General features: G+C 57.5%; 15 protein-coding genes. 5 read left to right on the top strand and 10 right to left on the bottom strand.

Annotated elements, in window-relative coordinates:
- Positions 1-36: 36 nt before the first annotated feature.
- Positions 37-744, bottom strand: coding sequence for a phage antirepressor KilAC domain-containing protein (locus tag BBA90_RS01090; RefSeq protein WP_065647487.1), 708 nt, complete (start codon positions 742-744; stop codon positions 37-39).
- 263 nt (positions 745-1,007) lie between these two features.
- On the opposite strand from BBA90_RS01090, the gene BBA90_RS01085 reads away from it, so the two are divergent.
- Positions 1,008-2,201, top strand: a complete 1,194-nt coding sequence (locus BBA90_RS01085) for a zinc-dependent alcohol dehydrogenase (RefSeq protein WP_065647486.1) — start codon at positions 1,008-1,010, stop codon at positions 2,199-2,201.
- A gap of 41 nt (positions 2,202-2,242) precedes the next feature.
- Here BBA90_RS01085 and BBA90_RS01080 read toward each other — a convergent pair whose 3' ends face one another.
- Genes BBA90_RS01080 through BBA90_RS01075 form a run of 3 tightly spaced genes read right to left on the bottom strand, consistent with a single transcriptional unit; the run spans position 2,243 to position 3,719 of the window.
- A complete protein-coding gene (locus BBA90_RS01080; RefSeq protein ID WP_065647485.1) occupies positions 2,243-2,590 on the bottom strand; it encodes a hypothetical protein in 348 nt (115 codons plus the stop codon).
- A 25-nt stretch (positions 2,591-2,615) separates the two neighbouring features.
- Entirely contained in the window at positions 2,616-2,789 is a 174-nt protein-coding gene (locus BBA90_RS19230) for a hypothetical protein (protein ID WP_167350647.1), read from the bottom strand.
- A 36-nt stretch (positions 2,790-2,825) separates the two neighbouring features.
- The gene (locus tag BBA90_RS01075; protein WP_065647484.1) at positions 2,826-3,719 is read right to left on the bottom strand and encodes a helix-turn-helix transcriptional regulator; all 894 of its coding nucleotides are present in this window, start codon (positions 3,717-3,719) and stop codon (positions 2,826-2,828) included.
- 117 nt (positions 3,720-3,836) lie between these two features.
- On the opposite strand from BBA90_RS01075, the gene BBA90_RS01070 reads away from it, so the two are divergent.
- Complete coding sequence (locus tag BBA90_RS01070) at positions 3,837-5,246, top strand: MFS transporter (RefSeq protein ID WP_065647657.1); 1,410 nt, start codon at positions 3,837-3,839, stop codon at positions 5,244-5,246.
- Positions 5,247-5,249: 3 nt separating this feature from the next.
- On the opposite strand, the gene BBA90_RS01065 is transcribed toward BBA90_RS01070, so the two are convergent.
- Genes BBA90_RS01065 through BBA90_RS01045 form a run of 5 tightly spaced genes read right to left on the bottom strand, consistent with a single transcriptional unit; the run spans position 5,250 to position 10,268 of the window.
- Complete coding sequence (locus BBA90_RS01065; RefSeq protein ID WP_065647483.1) at positions 5,250-6,338, bottom strand: ABC transporter ATP-binding protein; 1,089 nt, start codon at positions 6,336-6,338, stop codon at positions 5,250-5,252.
- Between the two features lie 3 nt (positions 6,339-6,341).
- The gene (locus BBA90_RS01060) at positions 6,342-7,289 is read right to left on the bottom strand and encodes a carbohydrate kinase family protein (protein ID WP_065647482.1); all 948 of its coding nucleotides are present in this window, start codon (positions 7,287-7,289) and stop codon (positions 6,342-6,344) included.
- On the bottom strand, positions 7,286-8,125 hold the full coding sequence (locus tag BBA90_RS01055; RefSeq protein ID WP_065647481.1) for a carbohydrate ABC transporter permease: 840 nt from the start codon (positions 8,123-8,125) through the stop codon (positions 7,286-7,288). The genes BBA90_RS01060 and BBA90_RS01055 overlap by 4 nt, the downstream gene beginning before the upstream one ends.
- Positions 8,115-9,023 carry a carbohydrate ABC transporter permease gene (locus tag BBA90_RS01050; protein ID WP_065647480.1) on the bottom strand — a complete coding sequence of 303 codons (909 nt, stop codon included), beginning with the start codon at positions 9,021-9,023 and terminating at the stop codon, positions 8,115-8,117. Before BBA90_RS01050 ends, BBA90_RS01055 begins: the two co-directional genes overlap by 11 nt.
- Before the next feature lie 9 nt (positions 9,024-9,032).
- Entirely contained in the window at positions 9,033-10,268 is a 1,236-nt protein-coding gene (locus BBA90_RS01045; protein WP_065647479.1) for an extracellular solute-binding protein, read from the bottom strand.
- Between the two features lie 257 nt (positions 10,269-10,525).
- On the opposite strand from BBA90_RS01045, the gene BBA90_RS01040 reads away from it, so the two are divergent.
- From BBA90_RS01040 to BBA90_RS01030, 3 genes are all read left to right on the top strand, one after another.
- On the top strand, positions 10,526-11,695 hold the full coding sequence (locus tag BBA90_RS01040) for an ROK family transcriptional regulator (RefSeq protein WP_065647478.1): 1,170 nt from the start codon (positions 10,526-10,528) through the stop codon (positions 11,693-11,695).
- A gap of 2 nt (positions 11,696-11,697) precedes the next feature.
- Positions 11,698-12,150 (top strand): acyltransferase, encoded by a 453-nt coding sequence (locus tag BBA90_RS01035; protein WP_065647656.1) that lies wholly within the window; start codon positions 11,698-11,700, stop codon positions 12,148-12,150.
- A gap of 103 nt (positions 12,151-12,253) precedes the next feature.
- Complete coding sequence (locus tag BBA90_RS01030) at positions 12,254-13,189, top strand: ROK family protein (protein ID WP_065647477.1); 936 nt, start codon at positions 12,254-12,256, stop codon at positions 13,187-13,189.
- On the opposite strand, the gene BBA90_RS01025 is transcribed toward BBA90_RS01030, so the two are convergent.
- Positions 13,183-14,064 (bottom strand): LysR family transcriptional regulator, encoded by an 882-nt coding sequence (locus tag BBA90_RS01025; RefSeq protein ID WP_065647476.1) that lies wholly within the window; start codon positions 14,062-14,064, stop codon positions 13,183-13,185. The two genes, BBA90_RS01030 and BBA90_RS01025, sit on opposite strands and share 7 nt — an antisense overlap.
- Positions 14,065-14,158 lie beyond the last annotated feature (94 nt).

The raw sequence follows: 14,158 nt of genomic DNA, 5'->3' as shown, positions 1-14,158 counted from the left end.
AGGCAGAGCCGATATCTCTTTATCGGCCCTGCTGTATCAGGCTGCGACGCCCGCAGGATGAGAAGCCAGGTGGCCTGCCCAGAGGCTGGCAACCCATTTCACGCCTTTAGCGGTAAAGCGGGCTTGTGAGAAAGCGTGCTGGTTTTCTCCGGTGCCGGTGCGGAAAGCAAAGTAGCCCGCCTGCACATGATGTTTTTGTGGTGCCAGCGTATTTTTCTCCCGGTACATAATATTGCGCTCAAGCAGAAACTGCCGGAAGTCCGTCTCTTTGACCTTCAGCATTTTACAGAGCTGCCGAAAGCCCAGTGCCTCATCGACTTCAGTAAACCGGTCAAAAAATTCCGCTTTGGGCGCAGAGAGCGCCAGCTGCTGCTCTGCCCGCCGCCGCTGTTCAAATTGCTCTGCCCAGGCTCGGGCGGCTTCAGCCGGATTCGTGAAGTCAGGCAGCTGAGCGACCTTTTCCTTTTCCTGCCAGCGATCGAGCAGGTCAGCGGTAAAGCCGGGCGAAAGCCGTGCCACGGCGAGCAACGAGTCACGTTTATTGAGCAGAAACTCCTGACGGCTCTCACCTTCATGCTCGTAAAGACCGACCGTAACAGGCTGGGAAAGACGCTGTGCGGTTTCCAGGCTTTTAATCAGGCGCTTCACTTCGCCGTGCGTGATGCCAGTCAGCCTGGCAAGGTCACGGCTGCTCATCAGCAGGGACGCGGTTTGAGCAGCAAGAATTTCCGTTGAGATCATCATTCATATCACCTCTTAAAACGTCATTCAGTCTTCAGGACTGCTGGATAAGTATACAACTTACTGTGGTTATATCCAGTATTTTTTTTAACCGATCGGGTTATTTATCCATTACTGTGTATCACGTTCCAGCGCGGCTGAAGCCGGTTGCATGGCGCGGCAAGAAGTGCCGATACGCTTGCCTAATCAGCGATCAATGCCATGCTCAACCGATTCGCCTTAAATAATGTCAGGCACTCGCTGCGCTTATTACTGAGGAGTTAAGAATGAAAGCGTTAACCTATCATGGCCCGCATAAAGTACGCGTTGAAACGGTTCCCGATCCAATATTGCAGGCGCCGGATGATATTATTCTGCGCGTCACCGCAACGGCTATTTGCGGATCTGATTTACATCTCTATCGCGGCAAGATCCCAAAAACCGAACATGGCGATATATTTGGTCATGAATTTATGGGGGAAGTGGTGGAAGCTGGCAGCGCCGTAACCAATGTGGCCGTAGGCGATCGTGTGGTCGTGCCGTTTGTCGTGGCCTGCGGTGACTGCTTCTTCTGCCATTTACACCAGTATGCTGCCTGTGAAACCACTAACCCCGGTCGCGGTGCGATACTCAACAAAAAAAATATCACGCCGCCTGCCGCCCTGTTTGGGTTCAGTCATCTTTACGGCGGAATACCTGGCGGACAGGCAGAATATGTCCGCGTGCCGAAAGCCAATACCGGCCCGTTTAAAGTGCCGCTGGCGCTGCCGGATGACAAAGTGCTTTTCCTGTCTGATATTCTTCCGACCGCCTGGCAGGCAGTGCAGAACGCCGGACTGGATAAAGGCTCCAGCGTGGCTATTTTCGGTGCCGGTCCGGTCGGTCTGCTCAGTGCCGCCTGTGCGAGACTGATGGGTGCCGAAGATATTTTCATGATTGATCACAACGCGTATCGTCTGGAGTTTGCCCGTCAGCGCTACGGCGTCACGCCGATAAATTTTGATGAGATTGACGATCCCGCAGCCTGGATCATTGACCATACCAAAGGGAACCGCGGCGTGGATGCAGTGATCGATGCGGTAGGTTTTGAAGCCAAAGGTAGCCTGACCGAAACCGTGCTCAGTAATCTGAAGCTTGAAGGCAGCAGCGGCAAAGCGCTACGGCAGTGTATCGCAGCTGTGCGTCGTGGTGGGGTGGTCAGCGTACCGGGCGTCTATGCCGGATTTATCCATGGTTTCCTGTTTGGCGATGCGTTTGATAAAGGACTGACGTTCAAAATGGGCCAAACGCACGTGCATGCTTATTTGCCACGACTGCTGTCGCTGATTGAACAGGGATTATTAACGCCGGAAGAGATCGTTACGCATCATATGCCGCTGGAAGCCGCTGCCGAGGGCTATGAGATTTTTGATAAACGCAAAGAGGATTGCCGCAAAATTATTCTGGTGCCAGGAATGAAATCCACTACTGCCACCGCATAATGTCACGCAGGCTGCCGCGTGGCAGCCTGCAGGGCAGGACTTCAGCGGACGCTGCCTTCATCACGGTCGCTCAGTTCAGAAAGCGAAACTTCAACAAACGGCATGTTATCCAGCCTGTCACCGTAATCTTCACTGACGTCTGGCAGACTGGTGAACTGACCATCCACAAACAGAAAGCTCAGGTGCCGTTCAACCTCTTCCAGCAGCTCATCCACCTCTTTTGCGGTTTCGCCCTGAGCGTCCTTGCCATCCAGTTTCCAGCGAAAATGGTTACCTACAATTTCTGCGCTGCCAATATCAACCACTTTGGCATCAATATTTTCCAGTAACAAACGCTGGCGGGCAAAATAGAGCAGATATGGCATCTGGTCGCGATCAATTTCAGACATAAATTACTCCTGAATAATAATATTTTTAGTGCAGGAAATAGTGGCGTACAGCATAGACTGACCAGTAAACCGCATTCAGGCCCAGCCATGCCCAGCAGCCCCAGTAAGCAACGGGTTCACGCCGGGTACGCAATTTAGGCAGAAATGCCAGCAAATAACCCGCCGCTGCAATAAGCGCAACGAAATAAAGAAATTTCATGCTTTCTCCTGATTATTTATCATGGAGTAAGCATAGTCAGATTAACGCGTTTGTGGAGCGCAGCGCCGGATATCCGGCTATGAGTTTTTGCAGTGCTTCTGCGCTTGTTTCGTCGGCCGGTACGTAAACCAGCAAGCGGTCGCCATTGCGTGACGCGGACCACCAGTTATTCTGACGCAGCGTAAATTCTCCTGTTTCTGCCCGCCAGAAGCGCTTGACCCGATTCTCAACTTTTCCCAGTTCATAACGCTGCCAGGTCTGTGCAAATTCATCAGAACTGTTAATCAAACGGGTAAGAAAACTCTCCCAGTGCGGATCGCCAATGTGCTCTCCCATCTGACCGCGAAACATCGCTACCATTTGCGGCATGACCTCATCCCAGTCGCGTATCATGCCGCGCCAGCCAGGGTGGTTAAACGCCAGCCAGATGCAGTTGCGATCCTCAGCGTCAACGTTCGCCAGATCGATGCCCATCAGCGCACACCATGAGTCGTTATAGCCAATGATGTCAAAACGTGGCGTCTCAATAATGGCCGGCAGCTGAATTGCATCCAGCATCTGCTGATTATGCTCAGCAAGTTTGCAGCAGGCGGCAACCTGAGGCGCAGGCAGTTTATGCCCGGCAAGTGAGAAAAGATGCTGCGTTTCAACGTCGTTGCACTGAAGTGCTGATGCAATCGCCGTCAGCGTTTTCAGCGACGCTTTGATATCACGGCCCTGTTCCAGCCAGGTGTACCACGTGACACCCACATCAGCCAGCTGGGCGACTTCTTCCCGGCGCAGTCCGGGCGTGCGCCGCTGACGCATACGCGGCAGCCCCAGCCTGACAGGATCCAGGTTTTCCCGTCGGGAACGCAGAAAGGCGCCCAGCAGTTTGCGATTAGTATGAACATCTTTTTCAGAAAGGTTTACAGCAGGTTGTATGAACATCAGCGGGCTCTCTCCGGCAAGACGGGTGGTTTTAATACCATGATAATCAAAAACTGGTACCCGGTTATTTTTCAGCAGATGCTATGCCGCAATGAACACGAAAACAAGGTGAAACTGATGCACACTCCGCAACTCCGTCAGGCAGGGCTGATGGTACTGCTGGCCGGGCTGTTACTGCCCATGATCGACTTTTCTATCGTTAACGTCGCGCTGGATGCGATGGCGCATAGCCTGCAGGCGACGCCAACAGAGCTGGCGCTGATTGTTGCTGTCTATGGCATCGCTTTTGCTGTTTGTCTCGCGATGGGAGGGCGGCTCGGGGACAACTATGGCCGGCGCAGGGTTTTTATCAGCGGCGTCGGGATCTTTGGCCTCGCTTCCCTGTTGTGCGGTATGGCGGGCGGGACCGGGATGCTGATGTTTGCCCGCGCGCTGCAGGGGGTGGGCGCGGCATTTATCGTTCCGCAGATCCTGGCAACGCTGCATGTCACGTTACAGGGCAGGGAGCATGCGCGGGCAATCGGTCTCTATGGCGGGATGGGCGGGCTGGCGTTTGTGATTGGTCAGGTATTGGGCGGCTTTCTCATCAAAGCTGACCCCGGTGGATATGGCTGGCGCAGCGTGTTTCTGATCAACCTGCCGATCTGCCTGGGCGTACTGATCGCGGCACGCCGGTTTATTCCGGAAACCCGTAACGCCAGCCGCATACCGGTTGATATCAGCGGTGCGCTGCTGCTGGGGGCGGCTACCGGCGCGCTAATGCTGAGCCTGGCGCTGGGACCGGTGCTGAACTGGCGCTGGCCATGCGTGATGTTACTGCTGCTGGCCCCGCTGTTTTTGCTGCAGCTGCGACGGGTCTCTCTGCGTGCTGAAGCGGCAGGTCGTTTACCGCTGTTGCCCCCGTCGCTGCTGCGTTTGCCCGCCGTGCGTTTCAGCCTTACGCTTGCCGTTATTTTTTTCTCCTGCTGGAGCGGGTTTATGTTTGTCATGGCTCTGACGCTGCAGTCCGGGCTTGGCTTCAGCGCCTTTGACTCCGGTAACGCTTTCATACCGCTGGGGGTAGCCTATTTTATCGGTGCTATGCGTTCGACCGCACTGGTCACGCGTTTTGGCACGCGCACCATGCTGCTGGCTGGCTGTGCCATTCAGATCACCGGCCTGCTGGCACTGATGGCAACCTTGCAGCTCCGGTGGCCGCAGGCGGGTATTCTTGCGCTGGCGCCTGCCACGGCGCTCATCGGGTTTGGTCAGTCTTTTATCGTCAGTACCTTCTACCGTATTGGCATGCGCGATATTCCGCATCATCAGGCGGGTGCCGGCAGCGCCATGTTGTCGACCGTGCAGCAGTCGGCGATGGGGCTGGGACCGATGCTGCTGGGCGGCGTGTTCAGCCATTTCAGCCAGGCCGGATCCTGGCTGAGTGCCATCAGCGGTACGCTGGGGGCTGAGCTGCTCTCCATGCTGCTGCTGGTGGCGATCGCCTTAATGCAGCACGACAACGCGGCAACAACACCCGCAGAGGGATAACGTTCACGGTGAGGGCGGCGCTTCCTGCAGACGCTGGCCGCTCTGCGCATCGAACAGATGGATTTTTTCCATGCGCAGCGCAATAGTCAGCGGATCGCCGCTGCCGGCTGCGTGACGTCCTGATACCTGCATGTGCAGCGTGTGTCCATGCCATGTCAGATGCAGCAGCGTGGATTCTCCGGTGATCTCCGTAACCGCAACCTGCGCCAGACTGCCCTGCGTTGCAGGGATCAGATCGTGAGGGCGGATGCCAATCGTCAGCGCTGCCCCTTCCGGTGCCGCATGGTGCCAGCGCGGAGGAAGCGGCTGCCAGAGATCTTCACATTCGATGCCCGGCACGTCCTCCCGCGTCACCAGACGTGCCGGCAACAGATTCATCGGTGGCGATCCGATAAAGCGGGCCACAAACAGATCCGCCGGACGATCGTAAATGCTGAGCGGGGCACCCTGCTGGATAATCTGACCTTCACGCATCACCACAATCTGGTCAGCCAGCGTCATCGCCTCAACCTGATCGTGTGTGACGTAAATCATGGTGGTTTTAAACCGCTGGTGCAGCGCTTTGATTTCAGCCCGCAGCTCCATGCGCAGCTGAGCATCAAGATTAGAAAGCGGTTCATCAAACAGGAAAACCTGCGGATTTCGCACCATTGCCCGGCCCATCGCCACGCGCTGACGCTGCCCGCCGGAAAGGGCTCGTGGGTAGCGCTGCAGCAGTTTATCGATACCCAGAATGGCGGCAACACGTGCAATTTTATTCTGCTGCTCCTCGCGTTTCACCTTTTTAACCTGCATATGAAAAGCGAGGTTTTCAGCCACGGTAAGGTGCGGATAGAGCGCGTAGCTCTGAAACACCATTGCCATGTCGCGATCGGCCGGATCGCGATCGCCAATCGGCGTGTTGTTCATCAGAATGGATCCCTCTGACAAACTATCCAGTCCGGCCAGCAGCCTCAGCAGCGTGGATTTACCGCAGCCGGACGGGCCAACCAGCACGGTAAAGCTGCCATCGGGTATGCTCAGATTCAGCGGGTGCAGTACCGTTTGTTTGCCGTAACGTCTGGCGACGCTGACGAGCTCAATACTGGCCATAAATTACTTCTCCTCTGCAGAAAATGGCAGCTGCTGCCAGCCGGGATAGCGGCGTGGCTGGGTGCTGATCGCCTGTGATGCCACGGCAATACCCCATTGCAGCGCGCGGCTTAGCGGCTGATGATGCAACAACGCGGTGAGAAAGCCGGCGTTGAAACTGTCACCGGCGCCTATGGTATCCATGACGGTGACGGCAGCGGCAGGCTGTTCCAGCCAGTGTGCTCCCTGCCAGCAGGCGGCACCTGCGGCACCGCGTTTCACCACGCAACCGCCACGTCCGCTCAGCGCACCCGCCAGCTGCCGGGCGCTCTCCGGCAGTGTCACCGCCGCGCCAAGACCCTGCGTTTCGGCTTCATTCAGCAGCAGCCAGTCGCAGGAAGGCAGCCACCGGGCAACCTGCTGCCGTACTTCTGTACTCCAGCCCTGCGGAGGCCAGCCGGTATCAACGGCGGTTATAAAGCCGCGCCGCTGCAGTTCTTCCAGCAGTGCGGCATAGTGCGAACTGAGTGCCAGGCAAAGAAAGGTGCCGCACAGCAGAACAATATCTCCCGGTACGGCACGCAGCGGAATTTGATCCAGTACGTCATCCGCGCTGAGTTGCGCCACGTGACCAAAATTGCTCAGAAATGAGCGCTCGTGATCGCTGTGCGTAATGCCAACGGTAATGGAGGTTTCGCAGGCGTAGCGTGTCCAGTGCGCCGCGCTGTGAGGAAAATAGCCCGCCAGCCAGGCGCTGAGGCCATCATCACCCTGATTGGCGACAGCGCGATGGCGGACCTGCATCGCCTCCAGCGCCAGCGCACAGTTGCCCGCTGATCCGCCCGGACGCAGTTCACTCTGAGGAAGCAGGACTTCGGTCCCGCGCTGCGGCCAGCTATCCAGTGTGCCCATAATTAAATCGGCGTTAACGTTCCCGACGACGTAGAGCGTCGCGTTGCAGTCAGTTGTCATCCTTTACTCCCGCCGCTGGCCAGCCCGCTTACCAGCGTTTTCTGCAGCCAGACAGCAATTAACAGAGGGGGAACCGAAGCCAGAATGCCAACCGCGGCAATCAGGCCATCATCGGTTGCGCGTCCGGCAGTAAAGCCGGCAATGGTCACCGGCAGCGTTTGCGCCGTAATATTGCTGGTGAAGAGCAGGGCGTAGAAAAACTCATCCCACGCCAGCAGCCAGCCAAACAGCGCCGCTGCGCCCAGAACCGGTTTTGCCAGCGGCAGTGTGATCCGCAGCAGCACCTGCCACACCCGCAGACCGTCGAGCCGGGCAGCCTGTTCAATATCACGCGGCAGGGTGTCGAACTGGTTTTTGAGCATCCAGGTCAGAAACGGCAGGATCAGCGAGCAGTAAACAATCATCAGACCCGGGCGGGTGTTCAGCAGATCCAGCTGCTGCAGCAGAAAGTAGAGCGGCAGTACAAAAGCGACCGGCGGCACCATGTAGATCGCCAGCGCCGCAAACAGCCAGCCGTCGCGTCCGGGGTAGCGGGAAAAGCTAAAAGCGGCAGGGATCGCCAGCAGCAGACAGACCAGCGTTCCGCCCGTAGCAACCAGCAGGCTATTACCCAGCGCATGCAGAAACAGCGTGCCCGGTTCACCTGGTGCCAGCGACAGGAGCCGGTTATAGCGGCTGAAATCCCACTGGCGTGGTATCCACTCCAGCGGCACGCGCGTCAGGTCGCTGGTGGCGCTGACGCTCATCAGAAACAGCCAGCCCATCGGTGCCAGAACCGACAGCGCCACGGCAGCCGCCGCCACGTATTTAGCAACAGACATCACCTTATGCTTCATGCGCAGACCCCCGGCGCCGCTGCCGCCATAGCAGCAGCATATAGAGCGCGATCAGCACCGCACATAAAAGCGTCATCAGGATGGCGTAAGCCGCTCCGCTGCCGGCGCGCAGATAGCTGAAGGACTCCTGATAGACGTAGAAACTGAGCGTTTTGGTGCTATCTACCGGCCCGCCACGGGTCATGACATAGATGATGTCGAATATTTTGAATGCATCAATCGTGCGCAGCACCAGCGCCACGCTGAGCGCCCCGACAATGGCCGGAAAAGTGATGGCGCGAAACCGTCGCCAGGCAGAGGCGCCATCCAGACGCGCTGCCTCAAAGAGATCGTCCGGAATCGACTGCAGCGCTGCCAGCACCAGTAGCGTGACCAGCGGATAGTTTTTCCATACATCAGCAAACATCACAGCGTTAAGCGCTGAGTCGGGCGAACCCAGCCAGCTGCGATAGCCATCCAGGATCCCCAGCTGCGTCAGCAGCGCGTTCACGCTGCCGTAGTCCGGATTAAAATTCAGCCGCCACATCATCGCATTCACGATAGTCGGCAGCGCCCACGGCAGGATCACCAGCACACGCAGCACGTTGCGGCCGGCAAACCGCTGATTAAGCAGCAGCGCCACCAGCACGCCAATGACGCCTTCGAAAGCAACCGACACCAGCGTAAAATAGAGCGTGCGCCACAGTGAAAGCCGAAAATCGGGATCGCTTAAGGCGTACAGGTAGTTCTCCAGTCCTGTCCAGCCGGGCGCATCGCCGCTGCCGATCAGGGCTGCGTCGGTAAAACTCAGCCAGATCGTACGCATTAGTGGCCAGGCGGTAAGCAGCAGCATGACCACCAGCATGGGTGCCAGCAGCACCCATGCCTGCCGTCGCTCGCGTTGACGCAAACTCAGCATGCCTGCTCCTTAGCGCAGCCGCGCAGCACTTTTATCAACCGCCTGCATGGCCGCTTCCGGGGTCGCGCCGCCGGTCAGCACCTGCTGCAGCTGCTGCTGCAGCGTGCTGGACAGCCGCGAATAGTCCGCGGTTTCCGGACGTGACAGCATGACGCTCAGTGAGGTGTTCGCGGCTTTAATCAGGCTCTCCTGATCTTTCATCACCGCCGCATCCTGATAGGAGCTTTTCCAGATAGGCAGGCTCAGGCGCGCATAATTGTTCTGCACCGGCTGGGAAGTCATGTAACGGATGTACTGCCACGCCTGATCGGCATGGGTGCTGCCGCTGGCGATACCGAGGCCCATTGAGCCATTAACCGCGCCCGCTTTGCCCGGTGCATCGCCGGGCGCAGGCATAATGCCGACCTGACCCGCAACGTTGCTCTGTTTTGCATCGTTGGCCATGTTGTACATATAAGTCCAGTTCAGCGCGAACGCAGCGTCGCCGTTAGAGAACGCTTTGCGCACATCTTCTTCCAGATACTCACGTGAAGCGGGGTTAGTCAGTCCGTCATCAAGCGAGCTTTTCATCAGTTTTACCGCCTGCAGTGAAGCGGGGCTGGAGAAGCTAAGCTTACCGTTCTGATAGAACTGCCCGCCAAAGCCGGAGACCAGGGTGGTGTAGTCGCATACCAGCGCTTCCGCCTGAGACCAGCTCCACACCAGCGGATAATTCACGATCTTTTTCTCTTTAATAATGCGCGCGTCATCCATTACCTGCTGCCAGGTTTGCGGCAGGTCGCGAATACCCGCTTTCTCCAGCATCGCTTTGTTGTAGTAAAGGTATTTGGTATCCAGAATCCACGGCATACCGAGCGTTTTACCGTTGAACACCACGGTTTTCAGTGCGCCGGGGAAAATCTGCGCCTTGTCTTCGGCGCTGATACGGCTGCTGACATCCTGCAGCAGGTTAAATTTTGTGAATTCCGCCGGCCAGATCGCATCAAACAGCACCACGTCGTAGCCGTTTCCGCCTGCGCCACGCGCCGCGACAATCTTGTCGTGCAACGCTTCATACGGCACAAACTCAAGGTTGACCTTTACATCCGGATGCGCTTTTTCAAACGCCTGCGTCATGGCGCGAATATCGCTCTCGCTATAGGCCGCCTGAGTCATAAACAGCGCATTGAGTGAGGTCGCCGCCGTGGCGCTGGCAGCGCTGGCGAGCAGAAACAGTGCCAAACAACCGTGAACCGATTTTTTCATGATATGTCCGCCTGAAAGCTATAAGAGATTAATTAAATCAATTTGATTGATTTAATTACGCGCGCAAAATGAGTGCGTCAGTTGCCATGCCACAGAAAGGTAAGCAAGCGATGTGCCAGAAACGATCTGCTGCGGGTCCTGCTTCTACTTTGCACGTTTTCCCGCCGCTGTCAGGTAAACAGGTTGTAAAATGTGCCAGCGATCATAGATATTGTGGCGGTGGCAGAGCGGCCAGGCGCCAAAAGGAAAACAGCACGATGAGAACATCAGGGACTAACCTCGAACACGCACGGGCGCATAACCGACGCGTAATCATTGAGGCCATTCGCCTGCACGGTGAGCTGACACGTGCTGAACTGGCGCGGCTCACGGCGCTGACCGCGCAGACGGTGTCAAATATCGTCGCTGAACTTGAACAGGCGGAATTGCTGATAAGCCATGGACCGCGACGTCAGGGACGCGGGCAGCCTGCTATTCCGGTAACCCTTAATCCGGCCAGCGCGTTCTCAATCGGTATTCATCTTGATCACCAGACGTTGCTGATTGTGCTGGTGGATTTAACCGGCGAGACCCATTTTCGCCGTCTCATTATGGTGCAAAAGCCGGAACCAGCTGCCACGTTAGCGCGCATTGCCACGGTGCTGGACGAGATTAAATCACAGCTGGGCAACCGCTGGCGCAAAGTGCTGGGTATCGGCGTGGTGATGCCAGGGCCCTTTGGCGTTGAGGGGCTCTCTTCACTGGGGCCTACCACGCTGCACGGCTGGGAAGATGTGGATATTGCAGGCGAGCTGGCGGCGCTCAGCCAGCTGCCGGTAACGCTGGAAAATGATGCCACGGTGGCGGCAATTGGTGAACGCTTTCACGGCGTGGCGCGTCATCTTAACTCGTTTATCTATCTCTACATTGGTACCGGGCTGGGCGCGGGCATTATTGTTGATGGTCACGTGTGTAGCGGTGATGCACACAACGCCGGCGAAGTGGGCCATATGGTGGTGGATCCCGGCGGGCGCGCCTGCTACTGCGGCAATCAGGGGTGTCTGGAGCGCTATGTCTCGCTGCAGGCGGCTTATGAATTCTGCGGGCTTGATCCCATGACCGCGCTGCCGGACGATTTGCTGGCGGTGCCGGCAGACACATTTGACGCGTGGATCGCTACTGCGCTGACGCCGCTGCGTCAGGCCATCAATATGCTGGAGTGCATCTTTGACGCGGAGAGCGTGATTATTGGCGGTATGATCCCTGCAGCCCTGCTGGAAAAGATTGTTGCGCGCCTGCCGCCGCTCTATCAGTCTGTGCGCGGGCGCTACCTGACCGGCACGCGCATACGTACCGGAATGAGCGGCAGTGATACCGCCGCGCTGGGTGCCGCGGCGCTGCCGCTGTTTGATGAGTTTAATCCGCAATTTCAGGTATTGATGAAATGAGTATGATGATGCGTCAGGCTGGCGTGGTGAATGTGCGCGCCGGACAGAATGTGACGGTGGTTGAGCCGGTTAATCTTTATGGATGCACGCTGGACGATGAGGTATTTGTCGGCCCGTTCACCGAAATACAGGCGCATACTACCGTCGGACGCGGCACGCGGGTGCAGTCGCACAGTTTTATTTGTGAATATGTCACGATCGGCGCGCGCTGCTTTATTGGTCATGGCGTCATGTTCGCCAATGATATGTTTCGCGAGGGCAAACCCGACGCCGATCGCGCCAGCTGGGGTCGTATTGTGCTGGGGGATGACGTCTCTGTAGGGAGTGGTGCCACTATTCTGGCGGTCACCATCTGCAGCGGCGCGGTGATCGGCGCCGGTAGCGTGGTCACACGCGATATTACTGAAAAAGGCGTTTACGCCGGTAATCCTGCGCGGCTGCTGCGCACGCTTTAGCCTTAGATTGCGCCGATGCGAAAAAACCTGTCCGGCCCGTTTCCTGTCGGCGTTATTTTATTTACATTGCCAGCACCTTTTTGCTGACTCAGCGGACTCTGTAATGACCAGCTCTTCCTTACCGGTAATCTGCCTCGATCTTGGCGGTTCATTTATCAAACTCGGCGTGATGACACAGTCTGAGCAAATTCAGCTGCTCGATCAGCAGCCGATGCCCGCCCGGTCATGGGAAACGTTTTGCGCCACCGTCAGCGATACGATCGCCAGACATCAGGCTCATTTCAGCGCGCACTCCCCGGTCGCGGTGTCCACCGCCGGGATCGTAGCGCCGCTGAGTGGCGAAATGTTTGCCAGTAACATACCCGCTTTTCACGGGCGGCACATGGCGCAGGAACTTGGCGTACATCTGCAGCGTCCGGTCACGGTCCATAACGATGCTGACTGCTTTGCCGTTGCGGAGGCGCTGGCCGGGGCCGGACAGGGGCATAAAGTGGTGCTGGGCGCTATTCTGGGCTCAGGCGTGGGCGGCGGGCTGGTCGCTGATGGCCGGTTGATCACCGGACAGAATGGCTTAACCGGTGAATGGGGACATGGCCCGATCACCCTGCGTGAAGTTGATATTGACGGCAAAACGGTCGCCATACCGCGGCAGCCGTGCCCGTGCGGTCAGGTCGGCTGTCTTGATACCTATGGCGGCGCGCGCGGTCTGGAAACCCTGCATCGCGTACTGCATGATGAAGCGCTCAGCAGCAAAGCGATCGTTTCGCGCTGGCAGGCAGACGAAAAACAGGCGCAGCAGACGCTACAGGCGTGGCTCCAGCTCGTGAGTGAACCGCTGGCCTATACCGTTAATATCACCGGAGCCAGCTGCGTCGCCGTGGGGGGCGGACTCGCCTCCACTGAACCGCTGATAGCCGCCCTTAACGAGGCGGTACAGCAGCGGGTACTGCGACGTACGCCGCAGCCGCTGGTGATCCCCGGCCGGCATGCCCATCAGGGAGGCATGCTGGGCGCAGCGCTGCTGGCGCTGGCTCACTGAGCCGCCATTTTTTGCTGCAAAAACGCAATAAACTGCCGGTGGATCTCGCTGCGCTGGCGATGCTGCGGATAGAGCGCATTAAGATGCAGTGAGGCGGGCTGCCACGCATCCAGCACGCGAATTAATTCACCGCTGGCCAGCGCCGGCGCCACAATGAATTCCGGCAGCAGGATCAGCCCAAGCCCGGCAATTGCCGCGTCGCGCAGCATTTCACCATTGTTGCTGACCATGGGCCCCTGCACTGCAATGACGCTGCGCTGCCCGTCTCTGAACAGCTCCCAACCCTGCTGACTTTCGCGGCCGTAGCGCAGGCAGCGGTGCTGCGACAGCTCCGAAGGCGTCTCCGGCGCACCGGCGCCCTGAATATAGGCGGGACTGCCGCAGATCACCCGCCGGAACTCTCCCAGCCGGCGTGCAATAAGGCTGGAGTCGGGCAGGGTGCCAATACGAATGGCCATATCAAATCCTTCTCCCACCATGTCCACATAGCGGTCGGCCAGCTCGACCTGAAATTGCAGCCCCGGATGCAGCGTGAGAAATTCGGCAATATAAGGGGACAGATGCGTGATGCCGAATGACATCGGCACGCTCAGGCGAAAGCTGCCCTGCAAAGCCTGATGACGACCGGATACCGCCAGTTCTGCCTCCTGCACATCATCCAGTATGCGCTGAGCATGACGCGCAAACAGCAGACCATTTTCTGTCACCGAAAGCTTGCGGGTATTGCGGTTAAGCAGGCGGGTGCCCAGCGCCGCTTCCAGCGCCGCCATGCGCCGGCTGACATACTGCTTGGAAAGCATCAGCTGTTCAGCTGCTGCACTGAAGTTGCCGGTATTGATAACAGCAACGTAAATCCGGAGATCGTCTATCTGCATAATGTCCACTAAATCGTGACAGTGATTGTCATTTCAGCACATTGTTGAGCAAATGAGTTTACGTATACTGAATCACATCAGGAAGCAAAATCGC

Origin of the sequence: Pantoea eucrina, assembly GCF_001691555.1 — a bacterium.
In the GTDB taxonomy this organism is placed as follows: Bacteria; Pseudomonadota; Gammaproteobacteria; order Enterobacterales; family Enterobacteriaceae; genus Pantoea; species Pantoea borealis.
The sequence above is the reverse complement of the archived record's forward strand: the minus strand, read 5'-3'. Positions and strand labels throughout refer to the sequence as shown.